This is a genomic window from Rhodoferax sp. GW821-FHT07G04, assembly GCF_059418585.1.
In genome coordinates, this window is record NZ_JBWKQD010000002.1 from 493,456 (window position 1) to 516,545 (window position 23,090).

Below are 23,090 nucleotides of genomic sequence, written 5' to 3' on the forward strand. Positions count from 1 at the left end.
TATCTCGAATTTGGGGCTTGCGGGCGGAATCCATCCTGTTCGGCTAGTTCGGTGCTTCGGAACCACCGTCCCCAGCTTGGATACCACCTAGGAGTCGTCCAATTGTGCTGTTGCATGACTGCGCCACCGGGCCTTCGCTGGTCCCCGTAATGAGGATTGCCGATCGACGGGCGATAGCTGCGCCTTTTGAGCCCAGCTCGGCGGCATGCGCCTCTATGGGTTCGTAGACCTGCGCGGCCTTTGGGAGCCCTTCCGTTATCCGCCACAGCACATCAGCGGCGCTTATGTCCCAGTGCTTGAGGCGTTCTTGAATGGCCTGAACAACTGCCTGTTGCTGCCTGGGTTGGAATTTACCCCGCTGATACCTGGCGAAAGCCACTAGAAAGTGCGCCAAGGGAAGCGCCTCAAGAAGCGCGACCGACGTGATCCAGTCGCAGGTTGATCCATCAGACTATGACAGGGTAGAAATGCTGTTCTCGGAGGTACTCAAACGCGCACATTTGAGCGGGAGTGGTGTGCTTTGAACAAAGGCCTTTGAAAGAGGACTACTGCCCATCATTTCTGTGGCAACAGCTACATATTTTGTAGCAAAATTGCGGTTTAAACTGCGCTTTTCCAGTCGTGAGAGAATGCGCCGAATCACCAAACTAAGACCCTCCGTCCATGCTACTTTCAGTTGAAATTCAAAATTTTCGATCGTGTAAATCGGTCGAAATTAAGGATATGCGTGAACTGGTTGCATTTGTCGGCCGTAATGGTGGTGGAAAAACGACCGTGCTGAAGGCAATTGATTGGGCTGCAAGTATTTTTTCAACAGCAGGTTCATTGGAAATGCACCTGTTGCAGGATGGTACGGTTACTCTTCGCTTAAAGGTGGGGCTATCCACTTATCGCTATATGGTTGCCGTAATTGGTACCATGGAAGGTACTAACGAAACACCACCACGTGAAAATTTGGTATATCACCTGACGGAAATCTTGTTCGAAGAAAAGTCAGAAGGGGTTGACGACCTCATTTTCGCAAGCAACAGAGGTGGGTTAACGGTTGGTCAAGAACGCTCAACTGCCAAAATTGGACCGGCTATCAGTGCGGCGCAATCTGTTTTGTCTCTGTTCCCTGATCACGAACTCACACCGCACATCAGAAAGCTTAGTGAATTTTTTGGCTCAATCAAGTACTACCCAATAGAAGAATTTGAGACTGCATACGCTGTTCCTTTCATTGTCGACAAAGAATACGCGCAATGGGTCAGCACCAAGACTGGCGCAAGCGATGCCAATAGCACAATTCTTTTCAAAATCTTGGACCTGTGGTTAACACAACGCGAAGTCTTTGATGAACTGCTATCCCTTTTAGGCCCTCAAGGTGTAGATCTTTTAAACCATATAAACGTCACATCTGTCGAGGCACCTACTGGCCCCAACGATATTTCTGGAAAGCCAACAATCCAGAGGTACTTTTTCATTAACTTTTATTCGAGTGGGAAAAAGAGTCCAAATGGCTTGCAGTTTGCCAATTTGTCATTTGGCACACGTCGAATAACCCGGATGCTTACATCCCTGCTTTACGACAATGCTGCAATTTCATTGATCGAACAACCAGAAGATGGTATTCACCCAGGACTACTTCACAAGTTAATCCCTATTTTCCGTTCATACGCCATACCTAATCAATTCATTATTACAAGTCATTCACCCGATGTTTTAAACAGAATTTCTCCAGAGGAAATAAGGCTTGTCGATCTTGTGGATGGTTTTACACGTGTGAAACAGTTAAGTGCCAATGAATTAAATGCAGCTCGCCAATTTATGGCCAACGATGGCCCTTTGTCGGAGTTCATTGAATCTGTTGAGGAGCGCTGAAACTTGTTCGCAGTAATTGCCGAAGATCGGTCCGACGTTGAGACGCTGACCGTATTGATCAGAAAACTGGCGCGGACACACAATCTCCCTGTGCATGGAAAAGGGTATAACGGATGCTCAGAAATGTTACGCAAGGGTGCCCGCCAATTGCAATTATTTCAAGCATTGGGTAACGCGCAACGCTATGTTGTTTGCTATGACTCTGATGGTGACGACCCCATTGAACGACGGAATCGTTTGATCAACAATGTGATTGCCCCATCGGGGGTAACTGCGCCCATGTGTGCACTGGTCCCTATTCAAGAAATAGAGTCTTGGATCCTTGCGGATATAGATGCTGTTCGACATGTATTTACGGGCTGGAGGCCTGCTGCTCAAAAGATTGCGCCGGAAACGATTGATAGCCCCAAGGAGCATTTAACAAGGTTGAGTCGCATAGATTCTCGCCCTCGATATTCGAATGCCACCCACAATCCCAAAATTGCTGCTTATCTTGATTTAGCAAAGGTAAGAGCGAGATGTCCGTCGTTCAACCCGTTGTTCGATATCGTGATCAATGGGGTGGGAAATGTTTAACGACTTTGCTTGTTTTGCCCTAACGGGCTAGGTACATTGGCAGTGGAGTGACCCCTTCGGGGTGGACCACTGGGGGCTGATGAACTGATACGCTTGCTGGGCCTTCATAGAAGGAGAAGGTCCATGTCATCAAGAGGTCCAGCCCGAAGGGGTCCCCCAAGGTTGGGTCAGGGTTCAGCGGAATTCAACATCTTCGGCTTACGAGGAGAGAATAGACCGCTGTAGCGTGTCTTATGAGTCCTCTGCTTTAGCCAACTGAGCTAACGCCCGGATACCGCACGCTATACATTCAATAGCTACTCGTCCATATTCGGCGAGGGCTAGCACATAATCTTTCAAAAATCTTGTTGATGACGCCATCAACAAACCTAAATTGGGTATAAATAGACCGCTTGGCACCTGGCACGGCACACCCGAGCCTGTTTACTTGTTGTGACTCAAGGCGTTGCTGACCAGCTTGGAGGTGATGTCCACGATCTGGATCATGCGGTCATAGGCCATGCGCGTGGGGCCGATGACGCCCAGCGTGCCCACCACCTTGCCATCCACCTCGTAGGGGCTGCTGACGATGGACAGGTCTTCGAATGGTACGACCTGGCTCTCGCCACCGATGAAGATGCGCACGCCTTCGGCCTGGCCGGCCACGTCCATCAGGCGCATCAACTGGGCCTTTTGCTCGAACAGCTCAAAGGCGCGGCGCAAATGGCTCATGTCGCTGGAGAAGTCAGAGACCGACAGCAGATTGCGTTCACCGGAGATGATGACCTCGTCCTGCGTTTCGGTAATGGCTTCGGAACTGACGGTCACCGCAGCCTGCATCAGTGCGGCGATTTCGGTGCGCAACGACTCGACCTCACTCTTCAGGCGCTCGCGCACGTGCTCCATATCCATACCCACGTACTGGCTGTTCAGGAAATTGGCGGCCTCCACCAACTGTGCTTGCGAATAGTCCTGCTCGGTGAAGATGACGCGGTTCTGCACATCGCCATCGGGCGAGACAATGATGACCAGCAGGCGCCGTTCCGAGAGCCGCAAAAATTCAATATGGCGAAAGACCGACGTACGGCGTGGCGCAATCACCACGCCCACAAATTGCGACAGATTGGACAGCAGATTGGCCGCGTTGGAGATCACCTTTTGCGGTTGGTCCGGCGCCAACACATGTGACCCATATTGGTGGGGCTGCACCGTCAACATGGTGTCCACAAACACGCGGTAGCCCCGCGCCGTGGGGATGCGCCCGGCCGAGGTGTGCGGGCTGACGATCAAGCCCAGTTCCTCCAGATCCGACATCACATTGCGGATGGTGGCAGGCGACAGCTCCAAGCCCGAGGCCCGCGACAAGGTGCGGCTGCCGATGGGTTGGCCATCGGCGATGTAGCGCTCTACCAGCGCTTTGAGCAACAACTTGGAACGATCATCGAGCATTGGGGCATTTTACTGTTCGCTCGGTCGAATAGACCTTCGGCTGCTGGTTTTGAACTGCTTCGGGGACACCTACCCACTACCCCCGCTAACGCCGACGCGCGTAAATTGTCCCGTTCTCAATCCGTATGTCAAGACTGTAACGTTGGGCGACGTCCTGCAATATTGCTGCAATTGGAACGCATGGATAGTCAAACGCTCCTCGCCCAACAATGGATTTGTCAGCTTGCAGCTTGTTGCCGGAGTTGTCAGCGAGAAGCCCAAGCAAAGAAATCACATCGAGACTTTCAAATTTAATTTGAATGCCCCTGCCTCCGCAAAAATCCCGAGCGTTCGGTTTTGCAGGACTTAAACTGACCTCTTGTATTGCAGGCGTCGGCGTCTTGACGGTCAACTCTTGGCCGGCTGTACAAGGGGCGGCTTGATACTCAATTTTTCCGTCGGCATGCGTACATTTGTAGACGCCTGCAAATGAGTTGCTGCAGAGCGTAAGTAACAACAAGGAAAAGACAAAACGGACCATGTAATGAGTCTCTCAATTGGGCATGTAAGTAGCGAAAAGCCGCTAGTGGTACGGAAAACTTATAGATCACATGGTAGTGCCTCACTGGCATTGACGCGAATTTGGCTGGCCAAAAAGGGGGATGTGCTTTCCCATTGCCCTCGTGGCGGGCAAAGCCAGCCTTCTTTGTCCATTAGTCTTGGTATTTGAATCGAGATCGTTCAGGCTTCGTAACGTTTTAGTGATGTAATTTGCGAATGAAGTCCCAATTCCGCCAGGTTGCCTTGATTGGCAAATACCACGCCGTCTCCTCGGGCGCGACAGGTGCATCCTCGCGGGACGCCCTGGAGCGCATCGCCCACTTTTTGATGGACCAGGGATGCGAGGTGGTGTTGGAGGCCGAGACGGCGGCCAACATGGGGCTGAACCGCTACACCACGATGGACGTTGCCGGTATCGGTGGCGCTTGCGATGCCTGCGTTGTCGTGGGCGGTGACGGCACCATGCTGGGCATTGGCCGGCAGATGGCGCAGTACGGCGTGCCGCTGATCGGCATCAACCAGGGCCGCCTGGGCTTTATCACCGACATCCCGCTGGACAATTTTGAAGCCACGCTACAGCCCATGCTGGCCGGCCACTACGAGGAAGACCACCGTAGCCTGATGCAGGCACGGGTGATGCGCGGCGGTCACTGTGTGTTCACCGCGCGGGCCATGAACGACGTGGTCGTCAACCGTGGCGCCACGGCCGGCATGGTCGAACTGCGGGTGGAGGTGGATGGCAATTTTGTGGCCAACCAGCGGGCCGACGGCCTGATCATCGCCACACCCACCGGGGCCACAGCCTATGCGCTGTCGGCCGGCGGGCCGCTGATACACCCGTCCATCCCCGGCTGGGTGCTGGTGCCCATTGCGCCGCACACGCTGTCCAACCGGCCCATCGTGCTGGCCAATGTGTCGGAGGTGGTGATTGAGCTGGTGGCAGGGCGCGACGCCAGCGCCAATTTTGATATGCAATCGCTGGCATCGCTGATGCACGGCGACCGCATTGTGGTCACACGGTCCCAGTACCAGGTGCGCTTTTTGCACCCCAAGGGCTGGACCTATTTCGACACGCTGCGGCAGAAACTACATTGGAATGAGGGAGTTGCCTGATGGCACTGAAGCGGATTGTTCTGCGCGATTTTGTGATCGTCAGCGAACTGGAATTGGATCTGGACAGTGGCTTCACGGTGCTGACCGGTGAAACGGGCGCCGGCAAATCAATCCTGATCGATGCCCTGCAACTGGTCACCGGCGCACGCGCCGACACCGGCGTTATCCGCGAAGGCGCCAGCCGCACCGACGTCAGCGCCGAGTTCGACACACCGGCCAGTGTGCGCGAAGTGCTGCAAGAGGCCGGTTTTGATGATGAAGGCGACCCCCTGCTGCTGCGCCGCACGGTAGACACGGCTGGCAAGAGCCGCGCCTGGATCAACGGCAGCCCGGCCACTGCCCAGCAATTGCGCACGGTGGGTGAGCAGTTGCTAGACATCCACGGTCAGCACGCCTGGCAAAGCCTGACCCGGCCCGACGCCGTGCGGGGCCTGCTGGATGCCTATGCCAAGGTCTCCACCAACGCGCTGACGGCCCTCTGGCACAGCTGGCGCCAAGCCCAGGCCGCGTTGGTCCAGGCCCAGGCGGCACAAGACTCGCTGCAGCAAGAGCGGGAGCGCCTGGCCTGGCAAATTGGTGAAGTGGAAAAGCTGAACCCCCAAGCCGATGAGTGGGATGAACTGCAAAGCAACCACAGCCGCCTGGCCAATGGCCAAGCCCTGATGGATGCCGCGCAATCGGCGGTGCAGGTGCTGGAAGACGATGACAGCAATGTGCTCAACCTGCTGAACCACGCGCTGCAGCAGTTGCAAAGCCAGGCCCATCTGGAAAAAGACTTTACTGAACCGATAGAGGTTTTGGCGTCCAGCCTGGCCCAGGTGGAGGACGCGGTTCGCACGTTGCACGGCTATCTGCGCCGCACCGAGCTGGACCCGGAGCGCCTGGCCGAACTGGACGAGCGCATGTCCCTGTGGGTGTCGCTGGCGCGCCGTTACAAGCGCCCACCCGAGGAATTGCCGGCCCTGCTGGCGAGCTGGCATGCCGAGCTGGCGCGGCTGGATGCTGCGTCTGATCTGGATGGTCTGCAGGGTGCAGAAAAGAAGGCCCAGGCCGCGTATATGGCCGAGGCCAAGGCCCTGTCCAAGGCGCGGGCCAAGGCGGCTCCGCTGTTGGCCCAGTCCATCACCCAGGCCATGCAAGGCCTGGGCATGCAGGGCGGCCAGTTCCAGGTGGTGCTGGAGGCCAGCCCCCAGCCTATGCAGAGCGGCCTGGAAGACGTGGGCTTTCTGGCCGCGGGCCACGCTGGCAGCACGCCACGCCCAGTGGGCAAAGTGGCATCCGGTGGTGAGCTGTCGCGCATGGCCTTGGCCATTGCGGTGACAACCAGCCAGTTGGGCACGGCACAGACCTTGATCTTTGACGAGGTGGATTCGGGCGTCGGCGGTGCGGTCGCCGAGACGGTTGGCCGCCTGATGCGCCAACTGGGCGTCGACCGGCAGGTGCTGGCCGTCACCCACCTGCCCCAGGTGGCGTCCTGCGCAGACCACCATCTGGTTGTTGCCAAGCAGTTGAGCGGCAAGACAACGCTGAGCACGGTAGCCGCCGTGCTGGGCGAGCAACGGGTTGCAGAAATCGCCCGCATGCTGGGCGGCGAGAAGCTCTCCAGCACCACCCTGGCCCACGCCAAGGAAATGCTGCAACTGGGAGCCTGAGCCTATGCAAGACGACAGCACAAGCCCCACCGTGGAATTGGTGCTGATCACCGGTATGTCGGGCTCGGGCAAATCCGTGGCCCTGCACGCCCTGGAAGACGCCGGCTACTACTGCGTGGACAACCTGCCGCCCGAGCTGTTGCTGCCTTTTGTGGAGCTGGAGCAAAAGCACCAGGCCCGCCGCGTGGCCATCGCCATGGACGTGCGCAGTGGCACATCCCTGCCCCTGGTGCCGCAGCAACTCGACACGCTGCGCCAGCAGGGCATAGGCGTCAAAACCCTGTTCCTGGATGCCGACACCGAGACCCTGGTGCGCCGGTATTCGGAGACACGGCGCAAGCACCCGCTGTCTCAGCCCGACCCGGACCTGGGCGAACAGGATGCGCGCCGCGCCCTGGTGGATGCCATTGAGTTAGAGCGCCGTCTGCTGGCCGCCCTGCGCGAGCAGGCCCATGTCATCGACTCCAGCATCATCCGTTCCGCCCAGTTGCAAGCCTATGTCAAGGCTTTGATCTCGGCGCCCAGCGGGCAGTTGACGCTGGTGTTTGAGTCATTTGCGTTCAAGCGCGGCGTGCCGACCGATGCCGACTATGTGTTCGATGTGCGCATGCTGCCCAACCCGCACTACGAGCCTACGCTGCGCCAACTGACGGGGCGGGACCAGCCGGTGGCCGACTTTTTGCGCGGGCAAGAGGAAGTGGGTTTGATGCTGAGCCACATCACCCAATTTCTGGAGAGCTGGCTGGACGCCCTCGTGCGCGACCACCGCAGCTATGTCACGGTGGCCATTGGCTGCACCGGTGGCCAGCACCGCTCGGTGTACTTGGTGGAGCAATTGACCCAGCGCTTTGCGCCGCACTGGGTCACGCTCAAGCGCCACCGCGAAATCGACCTGGCCGTAAAAATCTGAGGGGCGAGCCAGGCCCCGCAGTCTTGCTCAGTAGTAGTACTTGGTACGCAATGCCCACTCGCTCTTGGGGTAGCGTTTTTTCAGAAGCTCAAAGGCTTGCTGCGAGAAGCTCTTTTTGCCCTTGGGCTTGTCGCTGTAGCTGCACTCCATGCGGGTAGAGGCTATGAAAAAATGCAAGGCCTTGGGAACCTCGGCGTCGTCAGGGTTGCGCTGGGCATAGTCCAGTAGCAGCGGACCCAAATAGTCCGAGCGCTTGGGAAGCGCCAGCAGTTTTTGCAATTCGTCGGTGGCTTGTTTGCGGGCTTCGGCGCTTAAGAAACGGGGCCAGGCGGCGTCCAGCGACTCAGTCTCTGCAGACGGGGAGCTGACCGCGCCGCAGCCCCATCCCTCACCCCCGACACTCGCATTGAATTCGGGCGCGTTGGCCAGAATGAGTACCGCTGCGTCGCGCTTGGCCGCGGGGTCCTTGGCCTCTTGGTAGCGGCGGTACAGGTGGTGGGTGGTATCACGCCCGACCATGACATCCGTGGTCACACTGTCCGCAGTGGCGTAGTCCCCCAGGATGATGCCGCGGGTCCACAGCATGTCGGCCATCGCGGGGCTTTGCAGGCCCTTGGTCAGGGGGCGTGCCTTCAGCAGTTCAGCCAACGAAAAGTGGCGGGACAGGTGGCGCAGGTAGTCCGTGTCGGTCGACTGGGGCGAAGCGGGGCTTGCTTCGCTCGTGATGGGCACCGCGGCCTCCGAATCGGCGGGCTGGCGTGCGGCGGCCTGGAAGAAGCCCTCGCGAGTGGCTGCGGTCAGCATCTTGATGCCCAGCAGGCGGTTGCGCGTGGCAACGGAGAGCCCAGCCTGCTGCAGAAGCACGCTGATGCGCGTATCCGCATCGGCTGATTTTCCGCCAGCCACCTCCAGGCGCGCCAGGTGGTACTGCAGGTGCGTGTAAGCGGGGGCACTGGGCGGCACTGCGGCTGCAACCCTCCACTCTTCGGCGCTCAGATCGCCCGCACGCGCCTGGGCCAGCAACGGCATGAGCCAGAGAGGTTCAGCTTGGGCTTTCCAGCGCTGGCGGGCAACAGCCAGCCCGGCCTTGCGGTCGCCTTGCATGGCTGCAATCCACTGTGTGAGCGGCTCCTTGGCTTGCAGTGTGGACGTCGCGTCCATGTTGTCCCAGATCAGCAGGTAGTCGGCTAGCAAACGGGGCGACGCAGCCGTGAAGCGCCCACTGTGCAGGGTGCTCGCCAGCTCGGCCAGCCGCTCCTTGGGACGGATGCGGGCATCAACCCAGCCGAGCAAGCCCTGGGCTTGCGGAAAGCTGGCAGCCATGGCGGACAGCTCCGTGCGGGCTTGCTCCAGTTGGCTGCGCCATTTCTTATTTTCGGTTTCGGTGTACTCGGCGTTGCTGGGGTTGGGTTCGCCGCGGTCCACCGTAGCTTTGCGGATCAGGCTGCGTGCGGCCAGGTATTCGCCCCAGGTTTGCCAGGGCGATGCCTTGTCTTTTGCAATGGCCAGAAATTGCTGGCGCGCGGAGTCAAACTGGCCCGCATAGAACAGGGCCGCTGCGGTCTGGTAGGCGTGGTCCTTGCGCAACCACGCGGGTGCGTCGCCAGGCAAGGCAGCGGGCATGGGGGACACCGGCTTGGGCTTGCCACTGCGTACGTGGGTCACCAGGCCGCAGTTGGCAAACACAGCGTCCTGGTTGGCCAGCCAGACCCGGGTCCACGGCAAGCCACCCGACTTCAGCCGTTCCATCAACGTTTTACTGGCGCGGCTCAGGGCATCGTCTGCGCAGTTGAGGTATTCCGCATAGTTGACGTCGTCGTACTTGGTGACCCCGATCTCGATGGGTGCCGCGCCAGCAATGCTCTTGCGGGCCGCAAGCCAGGCGCTCAGCGGATCGACAGCGTCTTTGCTGCTGTCTGCAGCGTTCTGAATGGCACCGATCCTCCAGCCTTGTATGTCCAGCGATTGCAGCTCGGCGGCCGTGAGCGGCTGGCCACTGGCAGCGCGGTAGGCCAGAAACTGGTAGACCCGCCAATAGCTGCCCAGCACGACGCCGATCTGCCCACCGGCATACAGCGGAAGGTCTTTCGTAGTCGGCGCCGATTCGGGTACAAAACTGTTTTGCTCGTAGCCGTCGCCACCGCTGGCCTGGGCAGTGCCCGCAGCCAGTGCCAATGTGAATGTGAATGCGGCAAGCCTTGCCAGCCATGGGCGCAAAGTGGGGTGCATGGGTGTTCCTCTCCTGAAAAGTTACCGTATGTACTGCTGCCACTGTTGCTGCGTCCATGCAGTGGGTGAGAAATGGTAACGCCGTTGCGCATGGGCCAGCACGGCGGGTTCGTCGGTGGCCGTGCCCAGGGCGCTTTGGCAGCGGGGGCGGGTGAAGCCGCCGTCCTGGTTCAACTGGGCGCGCAGGCGCGCGTCGTCTCGCCCCATGCGAAAAGCCATGGGCACGATTTCGTCTGCGGGCAGGTCGTCAAGCCAGTAGTCCCCCGCGCACCACGATGCCAGCGCCGTGATGGACAAGGCCGTGTCGGCCGGGAGCTGGCGGCGAATGTCTTGCACCACCGCACGCAAGAATGCGCGCTGCGACTGGCGCACTTCAAAATCCAGTTGCACCACCCGCGCTTGGCCCGGTTCACCGTGGCGCGCAGCTACCGCCAGCACCTGGTCGACCACGGCAGCCTGTTGCGCCGCATGCAGCGCGGGCGGATTGCGCCACGATGCATCCACATGCACCACCGGCACCGCGACCGTGTCGGGGCGCAGTTGCAGCGCATTCGCGCGGGGCATGGTGCGTGCGATGTTGCCCTCCAGTGCAACGGAGGTGGCGACGTAGGCCACACCCACGTTGTCAGGCAGCCAGCGCAGGTCTTCACGCCGCTCCCACGCCCACAACATGTGCGGAGGGAGTTGCAGCAAGGCCGGATGCTGGGTTGACGGGTTCGAGCGGATAACTGCCAGCCAATAGCCCAGGCCCAGAATGCAGGCCAGCGGGACAATCCACCGCACAGCCTGCGGGGTGAATAGGCGCGATTGCTTCCAATTCAATAGCGGCTCACGCATATTTGACGAGGGCTAGCGGCCTATTTATCCAACATGAAAGCCGTCAATCGGTGCCCTGCAACAGCTTGCGGATCGGCGCAGGCAAACCCAGTGCAGGCCAGTCGGTGCTGGCCACCCAGCGGCCAGCACCCCACGCTCCGGAAGGCTTGGCAACATCCAGCCGCCAGACATGCAGGTACAGGTCTTTGTGGGTCAGCACATGGGTGAACACGGGCAGCGCATGCAAGGTGGCCTGCAGTGCTGGGGGCACAGCGGCTCTCAAAACATCTTCACTGTCAAACAGCGGCAGGCAGTGCAAACCGGCCCACACGCCCGGTGTGGGGCGCTTGTCCAGCCACACGGAGCCCTCTGCGCTCTGCACCCACAACAGCCACAGGGCCTGGGTGCTGCGTTTGAGCGTGCGGGTGCGCACCGGGTAGCGCTCGGCATCACCTGCCTGTCCGGCCACACAATCCTGGCGCACCGGGCACAGCAGGCATTGGGGTTTGCGCGGCAGGCAGAGGGTTGCGCCAAGGTCCATCATGCCCTGGGTGTAGCGCGGCATGGCCGCTGCCGCGTCCTTGCCCGTGGGCAGCAGTTGGGTCGCCGCGTCCCACAGGCTGCGCACTGCGCTGGCCTGCGCCAGGTCGGCGTCAAAACCCAAGACCCGCGTGACCACGCGTTTGACATTCGCATCCAGGATGGCGGAGCGTTCCCCAAAGCACAGGGACGCAATCGCCGCCGCCGTGGAGCGGCCTATGCCGGGCAGGGTCTCCAGTACTTCGGCTTTGGCCGGGAATGCTCCGCCATGAAGGGCCATGACATCTTGTGCGCAGCGGTGCAGATTGCGGGCCCGGCTGTAGTAGCCCAAGCCGCTCCACAGGCCCAGCACATCGTCGAGGCTGGCCTGGGCCAGAGAGGCTACATTGGGAAAGCGGGCCAGGAAGCGGGCAAAGTAGTCTTTGACCGTGACCACCTGGGTCTGCTGCAACATGATCTCCGACAGCCACACGCGGTACGGGTCTTGTGTGTTTTGCCAGGGCAGATCGTTGCGGCCATGGGTTTTCTGCCAGGCCACCACCCGCCCGGCGAAGGCGCCCCGTGTCACGGCAGCGCTCTCAGGCGAAGGCGATGTCGACCTCAGTACCCGACTGCCGGTGGGCGGCGATCAGATAATCAGTCAGTTCGATCAGCTTGAGCTCGATCTGGCTCAGCGCGGCTTCCTGTTGGTCCACATCCTGGATGCGGTCCTCCAGGCCACCGGCGGCCTGCTGGATGCGGTCAATGGCTTCGATGCGGCGGCTGAAATTGCGGCGCCGCTCGCGCAATTGCGCGTCCAGTTGGGCGGCGGCCGATTTGCTCCACAGCTCCACGTCGCTAAGCGCGGTTTCATGGATGCCGCGCAGGCGGGTAGACAGCGCACGCACCAGCCGGTCCGCGAACTCGGGCTGGGCCAGCTTGAAAGCATTGCCAATGCCCAGGTACTGCACATGGCTGCGTTCCACCATGTTGAGGTCGGTCAGGTACTGCGCCATCTGCGGTTCGGTAGGCGCCTGCAGCGAGAAACCGTGTTCGCCATTGAGCTGGCGGAAGGTGGCGGCCAGCATGGCCTGGATATCGCCACACAGGGTTTGCACCTTTTGCAGATTGGCGCGCAAGCGGTCGAAGGTCTCGCCATAGGCGCGCTTGACGCCCAGCTTCAGGCCCTTTTGCAGCAGCGTGGCGGTGAGATTGTTCATCTCCTTCTTCAGCGCCGTCGAGCCCAGAATGCCGAACACTTCGCGCAAGAGCTTCAGGTGCACCGAACGCACGGCGTGGATCTTGGCGCCGCCCAGGTCGAACTCGGCCTGCTCTTGCGAGATGCGTGAACGCATGTGCTTGATGACAGCTGCATTCTTGCCCTGCAAGCCCTTGAGCTCCATCATCTGCTCGGTCAGGTCGCGCTTGCGGATGTTGATGACACGGGCCGTCTCGGCACGCAAATCGGTGATGCCGGAGGCCATGGCCTCACCCAGGATGCGCTGGCGCTTGCCCATCATGCCGCGGCCCAGCGCGTCTTCCAGTACCGGCAGACAACTGCGCTTGAGCAGTTCGTCGTCTTCGGTCACTTTGGCCACCAGGCCTTTTTGTGCCGACACGGCGATCACGCGATCCCGGGGAATGCCCAGTATCTCGGCCGTGCTGGCCTTTTGCCGCTCAATCTGGGTTTCCATCTGCGCCGGCGTGCTCAGGTCGTCCCACAGGGTGTCGATCTTGTTGAGCACTACCAGGCGGGCATCGGTTTCGGCCGCAGACTCGGTGATCAGGTGTTCGCGCCAGATCGACAGGTCGGACTTGGTAACGCCGGTATCAGCACCCAGAATGAACACCACGGCATGGGCCTGGGGGATCAGGCTGACAGTAAGTTCCGGCTCGGCACCGATGGCGTTCAAGCCCGGCGTATCCAGGATGACCAGGCCTTGCTTCAGCAGGGGGTGGGCGATATTGATCAGGGCGTGGCGCCATTTGGGCACCTCGACCATGCCCTGGGCGTCCACCATGGGGTTGTCTTCGGGGGCCTGGCTGTGCCAGAAGCCCAGGGCACGGGCCTCGTCCTGCGTGACCTTGCGGGTTTCTGCCACTTTTTCCAGAGCACCAGCCAACTGTTGCGGATTGTTGACATCCAGGTCAATCCGGGTCCATTTTTCGGGGACCATGCGCCATTCCATCAGCGCCTGGGGTTGCAAACGGGTCTCGATGGGGAGCAGGCGCAGGCAGGGCGGCACGTCGGCGTCGTAGCCCATTTCGGTCGGGCACATGGTCGTGCGGCCGGCGCTGGCGGGCATGATGCGGCGGCCATAGCCGGCAAAAAACACCGCGTTGATCATCTCGGATTTGCCGCGCGAAAACTCGGCGACAAAGGCCACCATCACCTTGTCGGAACGCACCTGCGTGCCCAGACGGCGCAGCCTTTCCTCTACCGCGGCGTCCAGCAGTTCGTTGTCCTTCATCCACTCGCCCAGCAGTTTCAGGCGCAGCGCGAATTCGCGCCGCCAGGCACCCAGTTGGTCGAATTGGTCGTTAAATGAAGTAGTCAAGAGTCCCCCCGTCTAACTGTTCAATATAGCACCGCGCCCTGTCTTGCTGTTCAGGGTTTTTGGCATTGGGCGCAGAAAAATGTGGATCGCTGCCCCTGGCGCATGGCCCGTATGGGGGTTCCGCACACCTTGCAGCCCTGCCCTTCGCGGGCATACACCATCGCGTCCAACTGGAAATGGCCCGCCTCACCCTGGGCGTTGGAGAAGTCGCGCAGTGTGCTGCCACCCCGCGCTACAGCCCGCGCCAGCACGTCGCGGATGGCCTGGTGCAGGCGCACGGCGCGGGGGCGACTCAGGCGCGCGGCCGGGGTGCTGGGCCGTATGCCGGCCAGAAACAGCACCTCGGACGCATAGATATTGCCCACGCCCACCACCACCTCGCCGGCCAACAGCACCTGCTTGATGGGCGCCTTGCGCTGGGCCAGGCCTTGGTGGAACAGCTTGGCATCGAACCCCGCATCCAGGGGCTCCACGCCCAGCTTGCTGAGCAGTTTCTGGGCTATGGGGTCAGATTCATCGCGGGCAAACACCACGGCACCAAAGCGGCGCGGATCGTGCAGGCGCAACACACCCTGGGAGGTACGCAGATCAAAGTGGTCGTGCTTGCCCGGCTCGGGTGGGTTCAGCACGAAAGACAGGCTACCCGACATGCCCAGGTGCACCAGCAGCAGGCCGCGTTCCAGATCCAGCAGCAGGTATTTGCCCCTGCGCCGCACCGCCAATACATGCTGCCCCACCAGGGTTTCTGGCTCGCAGTGCAGCGGCCAGCGCAAGGGCTTTCCCAGGTGCACACCCTCAATGCATGCGCCCGCAATCCGCTGCGCAAAACTGATACGCGTAACCTCGACTTCTGGCAATTCAGGCATGGTGTGTAGGGCTCTTTCGGGTTGGATTATTATGGTCTGATGTCACGCATTTACCGTCTTTTCGCCTTGGCCCTGGCAGCAGCCTGCGTGTGCGGCCCCGCCTGGGCCGAGCCGCCCAAGGGCGAGGGGCCTAGCAACTCCAATCTGGATGGCGAGCTGTTCTTTGAGCTGCTGGTCAGTGAACTGCAGTCTGTTTCGGGGGACCGTACGGCCGCCTATGGGCTGATGCTCAATGCCGCGCGCAAGAGCAATTCGCCGCGCCTGTACGAGCGCGCCATTGAAATGGCCTACCAGTCGCGCAATGGCGAAGCGGCCCTGGAGGCCGCGCAGACCTGGGCACGGGCCCAGCCCTCTTCCCGCGAAGCCAACCGCTACCAATTCCAGCTATTGCTGGGCATGAACCGTGTCGCCGAAACCCAGGAGCCCTTGAAGCGCGAGTTGGCGAGCCTGACGGCCGCCGAGCGGGCCCAGGTCATTCCCATCTTGCCCCGCTACTTTGCTCGCGTCAGCGACAAGAAATTGGCAACCACGGTAGTGGAAAAAGTCTTGCTGGCCGACACGCTGAACCGCAACACCGGCGCTGCCGCCTGGGCCACGATAGGCACCATGCGGCTGCAGGCCGAGGATACGGATGGGGCGCTGGAAGCCGCCCGCCGCGGCATGGCCTTGGACCCTGAGTCGGAAGACGTGCTGCAACTGGCCATCGCCTTGATCAGCCCCAAGACGCCGGAAGCCGAAGCCATGGTGCGCAAGTACCTGGCCAGCAAGCCCACGCCGGATGTGCGCATGGCCTACGCACGCAGCCTGATCAATGCCCAGCGCTATGCCGAAACCTATACCCAGTTGGAACTGATCACCCAAGAGAAGCCCGACTACGCTGATGCCTGGCTGTTGCGCGGCTCCCTGGAATTGCAGGATGGCAAGCTTGCCCTGGCCGAGACATCGCTGAACACCTATGTGTCGCTGAACTCAACGCCCACCGATGCCAGCCAGAACGCCACCATGGGGCGTGGCCTGGTGCAGGCCTATTTGCTGCTGTCCCAGGTAGCCGAACAAAGCCAACGACTGGAAGAGGCCAAGGCCTACCTGGACCGCATCGTCAGCCCCAAAGACGCCCTGCGGGTGCAAAAGCGCCACGCATCCATCCTCGCCCGCCAAGGCAAGCTCGAAGAGGCCCGCGCCGCCATCCGCGAAGTGCCGGAATTGCAGGCCAGCGACGCCCTGGACAAGCTCAATGCAGAAGTGCAACTGCTGCGCGACAGCCACAACTATGTCGCGGCCCACCAGCTGTTGCAAGAGGGCATGGCCCGCTACCCCAATGACACAGAACTGGTCTACGACCTGGCCATGATGGCCGAGAAGCTGGGCAAGCCCGACGAGATGGAAAAACTGTTGCGCCAGGTCATACAGGCCAAACCCGACTACCACCACGCCTACAACGCACTGGGCTACTCGCTGGCCGATCGCAACATCCGCCTGCCGGAAGCGCGCCAACTGATCACCCAGGCGCTGGCCTTTGCGCCCGATGACCCCTTCATCATGGACAGCCTGGCCTGGGTGGAGTTCCGCTCCGGCAATTCGGCCGAAGCCATACGCCTGCTGCGCAATGCCTTCCAGGCGCGGCCCGACGCAGAAATCGCCGCCCACCTGGGTGAGGTGCTGTGGAGCATGGGCCAGTTGGACCAGGCCACCGCCATCTGGCAGGAAGGCGTGGGACTGAACCCGCAAAACGAGACCTTGCGCGAGACCATGCGGCGCCTGCGTGGCAAGCCGTGAACAGCTTGCACCGCTCCTGCCTGCGCCTGTGGGGACTGTTCGCCCTGCTTGCAGCTACCATTTTTATAGCGGGATGCGCACATTCCACGAGGGCTAGAGACCCAAATATCCCAAGCGATGCCTACTGGCAAGGGCGCTTGGCACTGAAGGTGCACAGCACGCCAGCCCAGGCGTTCACCGCCGACTTTGAACTGCAAGGCAGTGCCCAGGCTGGCACGCTGTCGTTCTTCACGCCGCTGGGCAGCACTGCCGCACGCCTGCAGTGGGACGGCACCGGTGCACAGTTGCAAACCAATGGCGAGCCGCAGCGCTTTGAATCTTTGGAGGCCCTGACATTGCATACCACCGGCGCCACGCTGCCCATCGGCAGCATGTTCGCCTGGCTGAAGGGGGATGAGCCGCCAACACCTGGTTGGCAGGTGGATCTGCATGAGCTGACCACCAATGGCCGCCTCAGTGCCCAGCGCCTGCCACCCGACGTTCCGGCCGATCTGAAAATCATCCTGGAGCGCTGAGCCACAAGGCTCAATAGCCTCGGATAATCGCCGCATGCAGTCGCTCTACGACATTCCCGCCCCCGCCAAACTCAATCTGTTCTTGCACATCACCGGCCGCCGCGCCGATGGTTACCACCTGCTGCAGTCCGTGTTCATGCTGATCGACTGGTGCGATACGCTGCACCTCGACATCCGCACCGATGGCCAGATCAGCCGTGAAGACTTGACCTGGGCTCTGCCGGCGGATGACTTGGCCGTGCGTGCCGCCAAGGCCTTGCAGCAAGCCACGGGCTGCAAACTGGGCGCGCACATTGGCATTGCAAAGTCAGTCCCTGCGCAAGCCGGCATGGGCGGTGGCTCGTCCGACGCAGCCTCCACGCTGCTCGCGCTCAACCGCCTGTGGGGACTCAACCTCAGCGTACAGGCCCTGTCGCAGATCGGGCTGGCGCTGGGCGCCGATGTGCCTTTCTTTCTGTGCGGCAAGCATGCCTGGGTCGAAGGGATCGGCGAGAAAATCACGCCGCTGGAATTGCCCAGCGCACGCTTTGTCGTAGTCAAACCCGATGCCGGATTGCCAACACAGTTAATTTTTTCTGACCCGATGTTGAAGCGCGATTCTGAAACTGCTATAATTTCAGGCTTCGCTGCAAACACGGCAGAGCGTATTTTCAAATACGGTCGAAATGACTTGCAAGCTGTTGCCCAGAAGCTGTGCCCTGGTGTGAATCAAGCCCTAGAATGGCTGGAATCGCAGGGTCTCAGTGGTCGGATGACAGGCTCTGGAAGTGCGGTGTTTGCGCAAGTGCTGCATGGCATAGATGAAGGTAGCGCGCCGGACGCGTTGCAAGTGAAGCTGTGCAGCAATATGGATGTTCATCCTCTGGTGGGTTGGGCGTCCAGCGATGGGTTATAGACGGTTTTACGGTGGGTAGCGTTTAGCTGCCAACCTGTGTAGGGGAGTCGCCAAGTTGGTTAAGGCACTGGATTTTGATTCCAGCATGCGAAGGTTCGAATCCTTCTTCCCCTGCCAAATCTGTTGTCCGGGACTGACCCGACCACAGCGCGCGCAACGTACAGACACACCCTAACCTCAATCGCTGGAATCCTATGCAGGCCTCACCACCCCCAGATTTCATGGTTTTCACCGGCAATGCCAATCCTGGCATGGCTGCAGACATCGCCCGCCATCTGGGTATTTCGCTGGGTGCGGCAACGGTCGGTCGCTTCTCCGATGGCGAGGTGACGGTAGAGATCAGCCAGAACGTGCGGGCTCGTGATGTGTTTGTGGTGCAAAGCACCTGCGCGCCGACCAATGACAACCTGATGGAGTTGCTGATCATGGTAGATGCGCTGAAACGCGCATCGGCCGAGCGCATCAGCGCGGTGATTCCGTATTTTGGCTATGCGCGGCAAGACCGCCGCCCCCGCTCCACCCGCGTGCCGATCACGGCCAAGGTGGTGGCCAATATGTTGCAAGCCGCTGGCGTGTCCCGCGTGCTGACCATGGATTTGCATGCAGACCAGATCCAGGGCTTCTTCGATATCCCGGTGGACAATATTTATGCGTCCCCGGTGCTGCTGGGCGATGTGCGCCAGAAGAAGTACGAAGACCTGATCGTGGTCTCGCCCGATGTGGGTGGTGTGGTGCGTGCCCGTGCGCTGGCCAAGCAACTGGGTTGCGACCTGGCCATCATCGACAAGCGCCGTCCCAAGGCCAATGTGTCTGAAGTGATGCATGTCATCGGCGAGATCGACGGCCGCAATTGCGTCATCATGGACGACATGATTGACACGGCCGGCACGCTGGTCAAGGCCGCCGAAGTGCTCAAGGAGCGCGGCGCCAAGAAGGTGTATGCCTATTGCACGCACCCCATTTTTTCAGGCCCCGCCATTGAGCGCATCGCCAACGGTGGCGCACTCGACGAAGTGGTGGTGACCAATACCATTCCTTTGAGCGATGCCGCACGGCAATGCCAAAAGATTCGCCAACTCACCGTGGCACCGCTGATCGCTGAAACGATTCAGCGCATTGCCAAGGGTGAGTCGGTCATGAGTTTGTTCTCGGACCAAGAAAACCTGTTCTAGTCCAGGCAAAAAGCAAGCGCCGCTGCATAGGGCAGCGATTCAGCGCTTTTGTTAAACCGGAGCCCACTGGTCGCGGTGGATTCCTTTAGGAGTAAGTTATGAAATTTGTCGCTTTTGAGCGCGCCAAGCAGGGCACGGGTGCGAGCCGCCGTCTCCGCAATACGGGTCGCACACCCGGTATCGTCTACGGTGGAGCCGGTGAGCCCCTGTTGATCGAACTGGACCACAACGCACTGTGGCACGCCATCAAGAAGGAAGCCTTCCACGCATCCGTGCTGGACATGGAACTGGCTGGCAAGGAAAGCAAGGTTTTGCTGCGTGACGTGCAAATGCACCCCTACAAGCAATTGATCCTGCACATCGACTTCCAACGCGTCGATGCCAACACCAAGATGCACACCAAGGTGCCGTTGCACTTCAAGGGCCAGGAAGAATCTTCCGCCTTCAAGATCGACCACTGCCTGATCAACCACGTGCTGAACGAAATCGACATCTCCTGCCTGCCCAAGGATCTGCCCGAGTTCATCGAAGTGGACCTGACCGGTCTGAAGAAGGGCACCTCCTTCCACCTGAGCGACCTGAAGTTGCCCGCAGGCTTGAAGGCTGTCGTCAAGGGTCGCGAAAACCCCGTGCTGGTGTCTGTGGTCACTTCCGCTGCCGAAGCTTCTGCCGAAGCCACCGCTGAAGCTGCTGCTGCCGCACCCGCAGCCAAGGGTGGCAAGGCCGCTCCCGCTGCCAAGCCCGCAGCCAAGAAGTAATCCACCGCTTACGCGATGCGATTCGCACGGCGCAAGCCGTGTTGTCGACGGCCCACTTCGGTGGGCCGTTGTCGTTTGGAACGCACGCGAATTTGCCCTACCATCCCAGGCACCACCTTCTCGCCACGCTCCATGATCAAACTGTTTGTCGGCCTGGGTAACCCAGGCCCTGAATACGAAGCCACCCGCCACAACGCCGGCTTTTGGTGGATAGACACGCTGGCCCGTGAGTTGAAGGTGACGCTGAACATGGACAAGGGCTACCAGGCCCTGGTCGCACGCACCACCTTGCATGGCCAGACGGTCTGGTTGATGCAACCGCAGACCTTCATGAACCTGTCGGGCCGCTCGGTGGGCAGCCTGGCCCGCTTCTTCAAAATTGCGCCCAACGAGATTCTGGTGGCGCACGATGAACTCGATATCACCCCGGGCAACGTGAAACTGAAATTTGGCGGTGGCCATGCAGGGCACAATGGCCTGCGCGATATCCATGCCCAACTGGGCAGCGGCGACTACTGGCGCCTTCGGCTGGGCGTAGGCCATCCAGGCGACAAGTCCGAAGTCGCCAACTGGGTACTGAAGAAGCCCTCGCTCGACCACCGCATCGCGATTGACCAGTGCATAGACCGCTCGCTGAAGGCCCTGCCCGCCTTGCTGGCTGGTGACATGGAAAAAGCCACGCTGCTGGTACACACCCACAAGCCACCCCGGGCCCATACGCCTGCTCCGCCAGCCCAGACGACCATAGCACCGGCACCCGCCCCCCAAACCAACGGCAACACCGCACCATGAAGAACATCCTCTTGGTCACTATGATTTTGGTAGCGTCCTGCATAACAACGACGAGGGCTAACGCCGAAGATGTCTATCGATGCGGTAGCAGCTACAGCCAAAAACCCTGTCCGGAGGCCGTCAAGGTTGACGTAGACGACAGCCGCACGCCCGCCCAAAAGGCGGCGGCCGATGCCAACACCCGGCGCGACACGGCCACTGCCAATGCCATGGAAAAGGCCCGCCTGGCAGAGGAGGCTCGGCAACGTGCCGCGCAGGCCAAACTCGCGGCGGCAGAAGCCAAAAAAGCGGCCAGCAAGCCCAAGGCTGCAGCCAGCCAGGCCAACGGTGGAGACCCTGCGGCCGCCAATAGCAAGGCCAAAAAGAAGAAGACGGGCAAGAAAAAGCAGAAAGAGCCGGACTCCTTCACCGCACAGGGCCCAGCCGCCACCCCTAAAGCCCCAGTCAAGCCCGCCAAATAGTGCCCGCGGTGCCTGAGATAAGCTCGCGCCAAGGGCTGGGTAGCACCAGCACAGGATCGACACAGCACGCAATGCTTGGTTTATAGTGGGCTTTGGCACACCGCACGACCTGGGTCCATCCATGACAGACGCATTTGACAGGGAAGTATTCGACGGCCAAGAACTGGTTTTCCAGTGGGGTGATCCTGGAGACTCTGCCTACGTCATTGAAGAAGGCTGTGTCGAAGTCCTGACCGGCATAGGCCCCGAGCAAAGGCGCATTGCCATATTGACAGAGGGCGCGATGTTTGGCGAGGTCGCGCTGCTGGACCGCCAGCCCCGCACCGCCTCGGTCCGCGCCCTGGTCCCCACCCGCCTGATACGCATAGACCGCAGCCATGTGGAAGAGCTTCTGCTGCGCTCGGACTCGGTCATCCAATACCTGATGCACCTGCTGCTGACCCGTTTTCGCAGCACCCACGATGCCGCAGGCCTGCAACAACGCCAGGCGGCATCCGACGCCGCCGGTGCCCCACAGGTCGCCAGCAACGCGGTCGATCTGCACAAGGCCGCCGTACGCACGCTATCGCTGGCGCAAGACCTGTCCGACGCCATCGACCGCCAGCAACTCGAACTGTTCTACCAGCCGCTGATCGCCTTCGACCAATTGACGGTGGTGGGCTTTGAGGCCTTGATACGCTGGCACCACCCCAGTTTGGGTTTGATCAGCCCAGCCGAATTCATCCCGCTGGCGGAGAAGACCGGCTTGATCCACCGCATAGGCCAGTGGGTACTGCAACGCTCGGTTGCCGACTGGGCCGAGCTGCGGCCCTTCTGCGTAGCCAACGCCCGGCACAAGCCCTTCATGAGCATCAACCTCTCCGCCCCGGAACTCGGTGGCGGCGATATTGTGGCCGCGGTCCAAGCCTGCCTGGACCAGCACGGCATGGCACCCGAAGAGCTGCGCATCGAGCTGACGGAAACCATCATCATCCAGAACATGTCGGACGTAGCAGCCTCCTTGCACCGCCTGCGCGCATTGGGCATTGGCATCGCGCTGGACGACTTTGGCACCGGTTATGCTGGCTTGGACTACCTGCAGGCCCTGCCCTTCACCTGCCTGAAGATCGACAAGACCTTTGTGCAACAGGTGAACCAGTCCGAACGCAGCCTGCACATCATCAAGGCTGCGCTGGAATTGGCGCGCTCCATTGGTTTGAGCACCATTGCCGAGGGCATTGAGGACGCACAGATCGGTGCGCGGCTACGCGACCTGGGTTGCAGCCATGCCCAGGGCTACCACTACGGCAAACCTATGCCCAAGGAGCAGATGGCGGCATGGGCCGTGAAGCACCAAGCTGCTCAAGCCGCGTACGTGGCAAATTAGCCACCACGCACCTAGGCCTTAGTGTCAGCCGCCGCCTGTTGTAAACGCCGGTACTTCTGCCACAGCGTCTCTTTGTCTTCCACAAACGCCGGGTTGACCGGTATGCACGACACCGGGCAGACCTGCACGCACTGCGGCTCGTCAAAATGGCCCACGCACTCGGTGCATTTGTGGGGGTCGATCTCGTAGATCTCCACGCCCATGTAGATGGCGTCGTTGGGGCATTCGGGTTCGCAGACGTCGCAGTTGATGCACTCGTCGGTAATGAGCAAGGCCATGGTGTGT

Annotated in this window: 21 protein-coding genes and 1 tRNA gene; 14 read left to right on the forward strand and 8 right to left on the reverse strand. The window is 60.5% G+C overall.

The features are described from left to right. Positions 1–663: 663 nt before the first annotated feature. Both AC07OO_RS11455 and AC07OO_RS11460 read left to right on the forward strand, forming a co-directional pair. Positions 664–1,863 carry an AAA family ATPase gene (locus AC07OO_RS11455; protein WP_495082232.1) on the forward strand — a complete coding sequence of 400 codons (1,200 nt, stop codon included), beginning with the start codon at positions 664–666 and terminating at the stop codon, positions 1,861–1,863. A gap of 3 nt (positions 1,864–1,866) precedes the next feature. Further along, positions 1,867–2,439, forward strand: coding sequence for a DUF4276 family protein (locus AC07OO_RS11460; RefSeq protein WP_495082233.1), 573 nt, complete (start codon positions 1,867–1,869; stop codon positions 2,437–2,439). A 423-nt stretch (positions 2,440–2,862) separates the two neighbouring features. Here the strand turns inward: AC07OO_RS11460 and hrcA are convergent, their stop codons facing one another. Then, complete coding sequence (gene hrcA, locus AC07OO_RS11465; protein WP_495082234.1) at positions 2,863–3,867, reverse strand: heat-inducible transcriptional repressor HrcA; 1,005 nt, start codon at positions 3,865–3,867, stop codon at positions 2,863–2,865. Between the two features lie 85 nt (positions 3,868–3,952). Beyond that, complete coding sequence (locus tag AC07OO_RS11470) at positions 3,953–4,387, reverse strand: DUF4124 domain-containing protein (protein ID WP_495082235.1); 435 nt, start codon at positions 4,385–4,387, stop codon at positions 3,953–3,955. Positions 4,388–4,623: 236 nt separating this feature from the next. Between AC07OO_RS11470 and AC07OO_RS11475 the strand changes: the two genes are divergently transcribed. The 3 genes from AC07OO_RS11475 to rapZ are packed head-to-tail and all read left to right on the forward strand — an operon-like array spanning position 4,624 to position 8,082. After that, entirely contained in the window at positions 4,624–5,520 is an 897-nt protein-coding gene (locus AC07OO_RS11475) for an NAD kinase (protein ID WP_495082236.1), read from the forward strand. After that, on the forward strand, positions 5,520–7,172 hold the full coding sequence (gene recN, locus AC07OO_RS11480; RefSeq protein WP_495082237.1) for a DNA repair protein RecN: 1,653 nt from the start codon (positions 5,520–5,522) through the stop codon (positions 7,170–7,172). The genes AC07OO_RS11475 and recN overlap by 1 nt, the downstream gene beginning before the upstream one ends. Before the next feature lie 4 nt (positions 7,173–7,176). Continuing rightward, on the forward strand, positions 7,177–8,082 hold the full coding sequence (rapZ, locus tag AC07OO_RS11485; RefSeq protein ID WP_495082238.1) for an RNase adapter RapZ: 906 nt from the start codon (positions 7,177–7,179) through the stop codon (positions 8,080–8,082). A gap of 27 nt (positions 8,083–8,109) precedes the next feature. On the opposite strand, the gene AC07OO_RS11490 is transcribed toward rapZ, so the two are convergent. The 5 genes from AC07OO_RS11490 to mutM all read right to left on the reverse strand — a co-directional run bounded on the left by AC07OO_RS11490 (position 8,110) and on the right by mutM (position 15,070). Beyond that, positions 8,110–10,311 (reverse strand): hypothetical protein, encoded by a 2,202-nt coding sequence (locus tag AC07OO_RS11490; protein WP_495082239.1) that lies wholly within the window; start codon positions 10,309–10,311, stop codon positions 8,110–8,112. Positions 10,312–10,332: 21 nt separating this feature from the next. Beyond that, the gene (locus tag AC07OO_RS11495; RefSeq protein ID WP_495082240.1) at positions 10,333–11,094 is read right to left on the reverse strand and encodes a hypothetical protein; all 762 of its coding nucleotides are present in this window, start codon (positions 11,092–11,094) and stop codon (positions 10,333–10,335) included. Between the two features lie 97 nt (positions 11,095–11,191). Then, the gene (gene mutY / locus AC07OO_RS11500) at positions 11,192–12,235 is read right to left on the reverse strand and encodes an A/G-specific adenine glycosylase (RefSeq protein WP_495082241.1); all 1,044 of its coding nucleotides are present in this window, start codon (positions 12,233–12,235) and stop codon (positions 11,192–11,194) included. Positions 12,236–12,245: 10 nt separating this feature from the next. Further along, positions 12,246–14,204 carry a dynamin family protein gene (locus tag AC07OO_RS11505; protein ID WP_495082242.1) on the reverse strand — a complete coding sequence of 653 codons (1,959 nt, stop codon included), beginning with the start codon at positions 14,202–14,204 and terminating at the stop codon, positions 12,246–12,248. Between the two features lie 50 nt (positions 14,205–14,254). Continuing rightward, positions 14,255–15,070 (reverse strand): bifunctional DNA-formamidopyrimidine glycosylase/DNA-(apurinic or apyrimidinic site) lyase, encoded by an 816-nt coding sequence (gene mutM, locus AC07OO_RS11510; RefSeq protein WP_495082243.1) that lies wholly within the window; start codon positions 15,068–15,070, stop codon positions 14,255–14,257. A 39-nt stretch (positions 15,071–15,109) separates the two neighbouring features. Between mutM and AC07OO_RS11515 the strand changes: the two genes are divergently transcribed. The 9 genes from AC07OO_RS11515 to AC07OO_RS11555 all read left to right on the forward strand — a co-directional run bounded on the left by AC07OO_RS11515 (position 15,110) and on the right by AC07OO_RS11555 (position 22,805). Continuing rightward, positions 15,110–16,846: a tetratricopeptide repeat protein gene (locus tag AC07OO_RS11515; protein WP_495082244.1), complete on the forward strand. Its 1,737-nt coding sequence runs from the start codon at positions 15,110–15,112 to the stop codon at positions 16,844–16,846. Between the two features lie 137 nt (positions 16,847–16,983). After that, positions 16,984–17,361 carry a lipoprotein insertase outer membrane protein LolB gene (locus AC07OO_RS11520; protein ID WP_495082245.1) on the forward strand — a complete coding sequence of 126 codons (378 nt, stop codon included), beginning with the start codon at positions 16,984–16,986 and terminating at the stop codon, positions 17,359–17,361. A gap of 34 nt (positions 17,362–17,395) precedes the next feature. Next, the gene (gene ispE, locus AC07OO_RS11525) at positions 17,396–18,256 is read left to right on the forward strand and encodes a 4-(cytidine 5'-diphospho)-2-C-methyl-D-erythritol kinase (protein ID WP_495082246.1); all 861 of its coding nucleotides are present in this window, start codon (positions 17,396–17,398) and stop codon (positions 18,254–18,256) included. A gap of 40 nt (positions 18,257–18,296) precedes the next feature. Beyond that, positions 18,297–18,373: transfer RNA gene (locus AC07OO_RS11530), tRNA-Gln, on the forward strand. Between the two features lie 77 nt (positions 18,374–18,450). Further along, a complete protein-coding gene (locus AC07OO_RS11535) occupies positions 18,451–19,428 on the forward strand; it encodes a ribose-phosphate pyrophosphokinase (RefSeq protein ID WP_495082247.1) in 978 nt (325 codons plus the stop codon). A gap of 98 nt (positions 19,429–19,526) precedes the next feature. Beyond that, entirely contained in the window at positions 19,527–20,186 is a 660-nt protein-coding gene (locus tag AC07OO_RS11540; protein ID WP_495082248.1) for a 50S ribosomal protein L25/general stress protein Ctc, read from the forward strand. A gap of 132 nt (positions 20,187–20,318) precedes the next feature. Continuing rightward, positions 20,319–20,978 (forward strand): aminoacyl-tRNA hydrolase, encoded by a 660-nt coding sequence (gene pth, locus AC07OO_RS11545; RefSeq protein WP_495082249.1) that lies wholly within the window; start codon positions 20,319–20,321, stop codon positions 20,976–20,978. Next, entirely contained in the window at positions 20,975–21,439 is a 465-nt protein-coding gene (locus AC07OO_RS11550; protein ID WP_495082250.1) for a hypothetical protein, read from the forward strand. Before pth ends, AC07OO_RS11550 begins: the two co-directional genes overlap by 4 nt. Before the next feature lie 121 nt (positions 21,440–21,560). Beyond that, on the forward strand, positions 21,561–22,805 hold the full coding sequence (locus AC07OO_RS11555; RefSeq protein ID WP_495082251.1) for an EAL domain-containing protein: 1,245 nt from the start codon (positions 21,561–21,563) through the stop codon (positions 22,803–22,805). An 11-nt stretch (positions 22,806–22,816) separates the two neighbouring features. On the opposite strand, the gene AC07OO_RS11560 is transcribed toward AC07OO_RS11555, so the two are convergent. Beyond that, positions 22,817–23,083 (reverse strand): YfhL family 4Fe-4S dicluster ferredoxin, encoded by a 267-nt coding sequence (locus AC07OO_RS11560; RefSeq protein WP_495082252.1) that lies wholly within the window; start codon positions 23,081–23,083, stop codon positions 22,817–22,819. Positions 23,084–23,090: the final 7 nt, after the last annotated feature.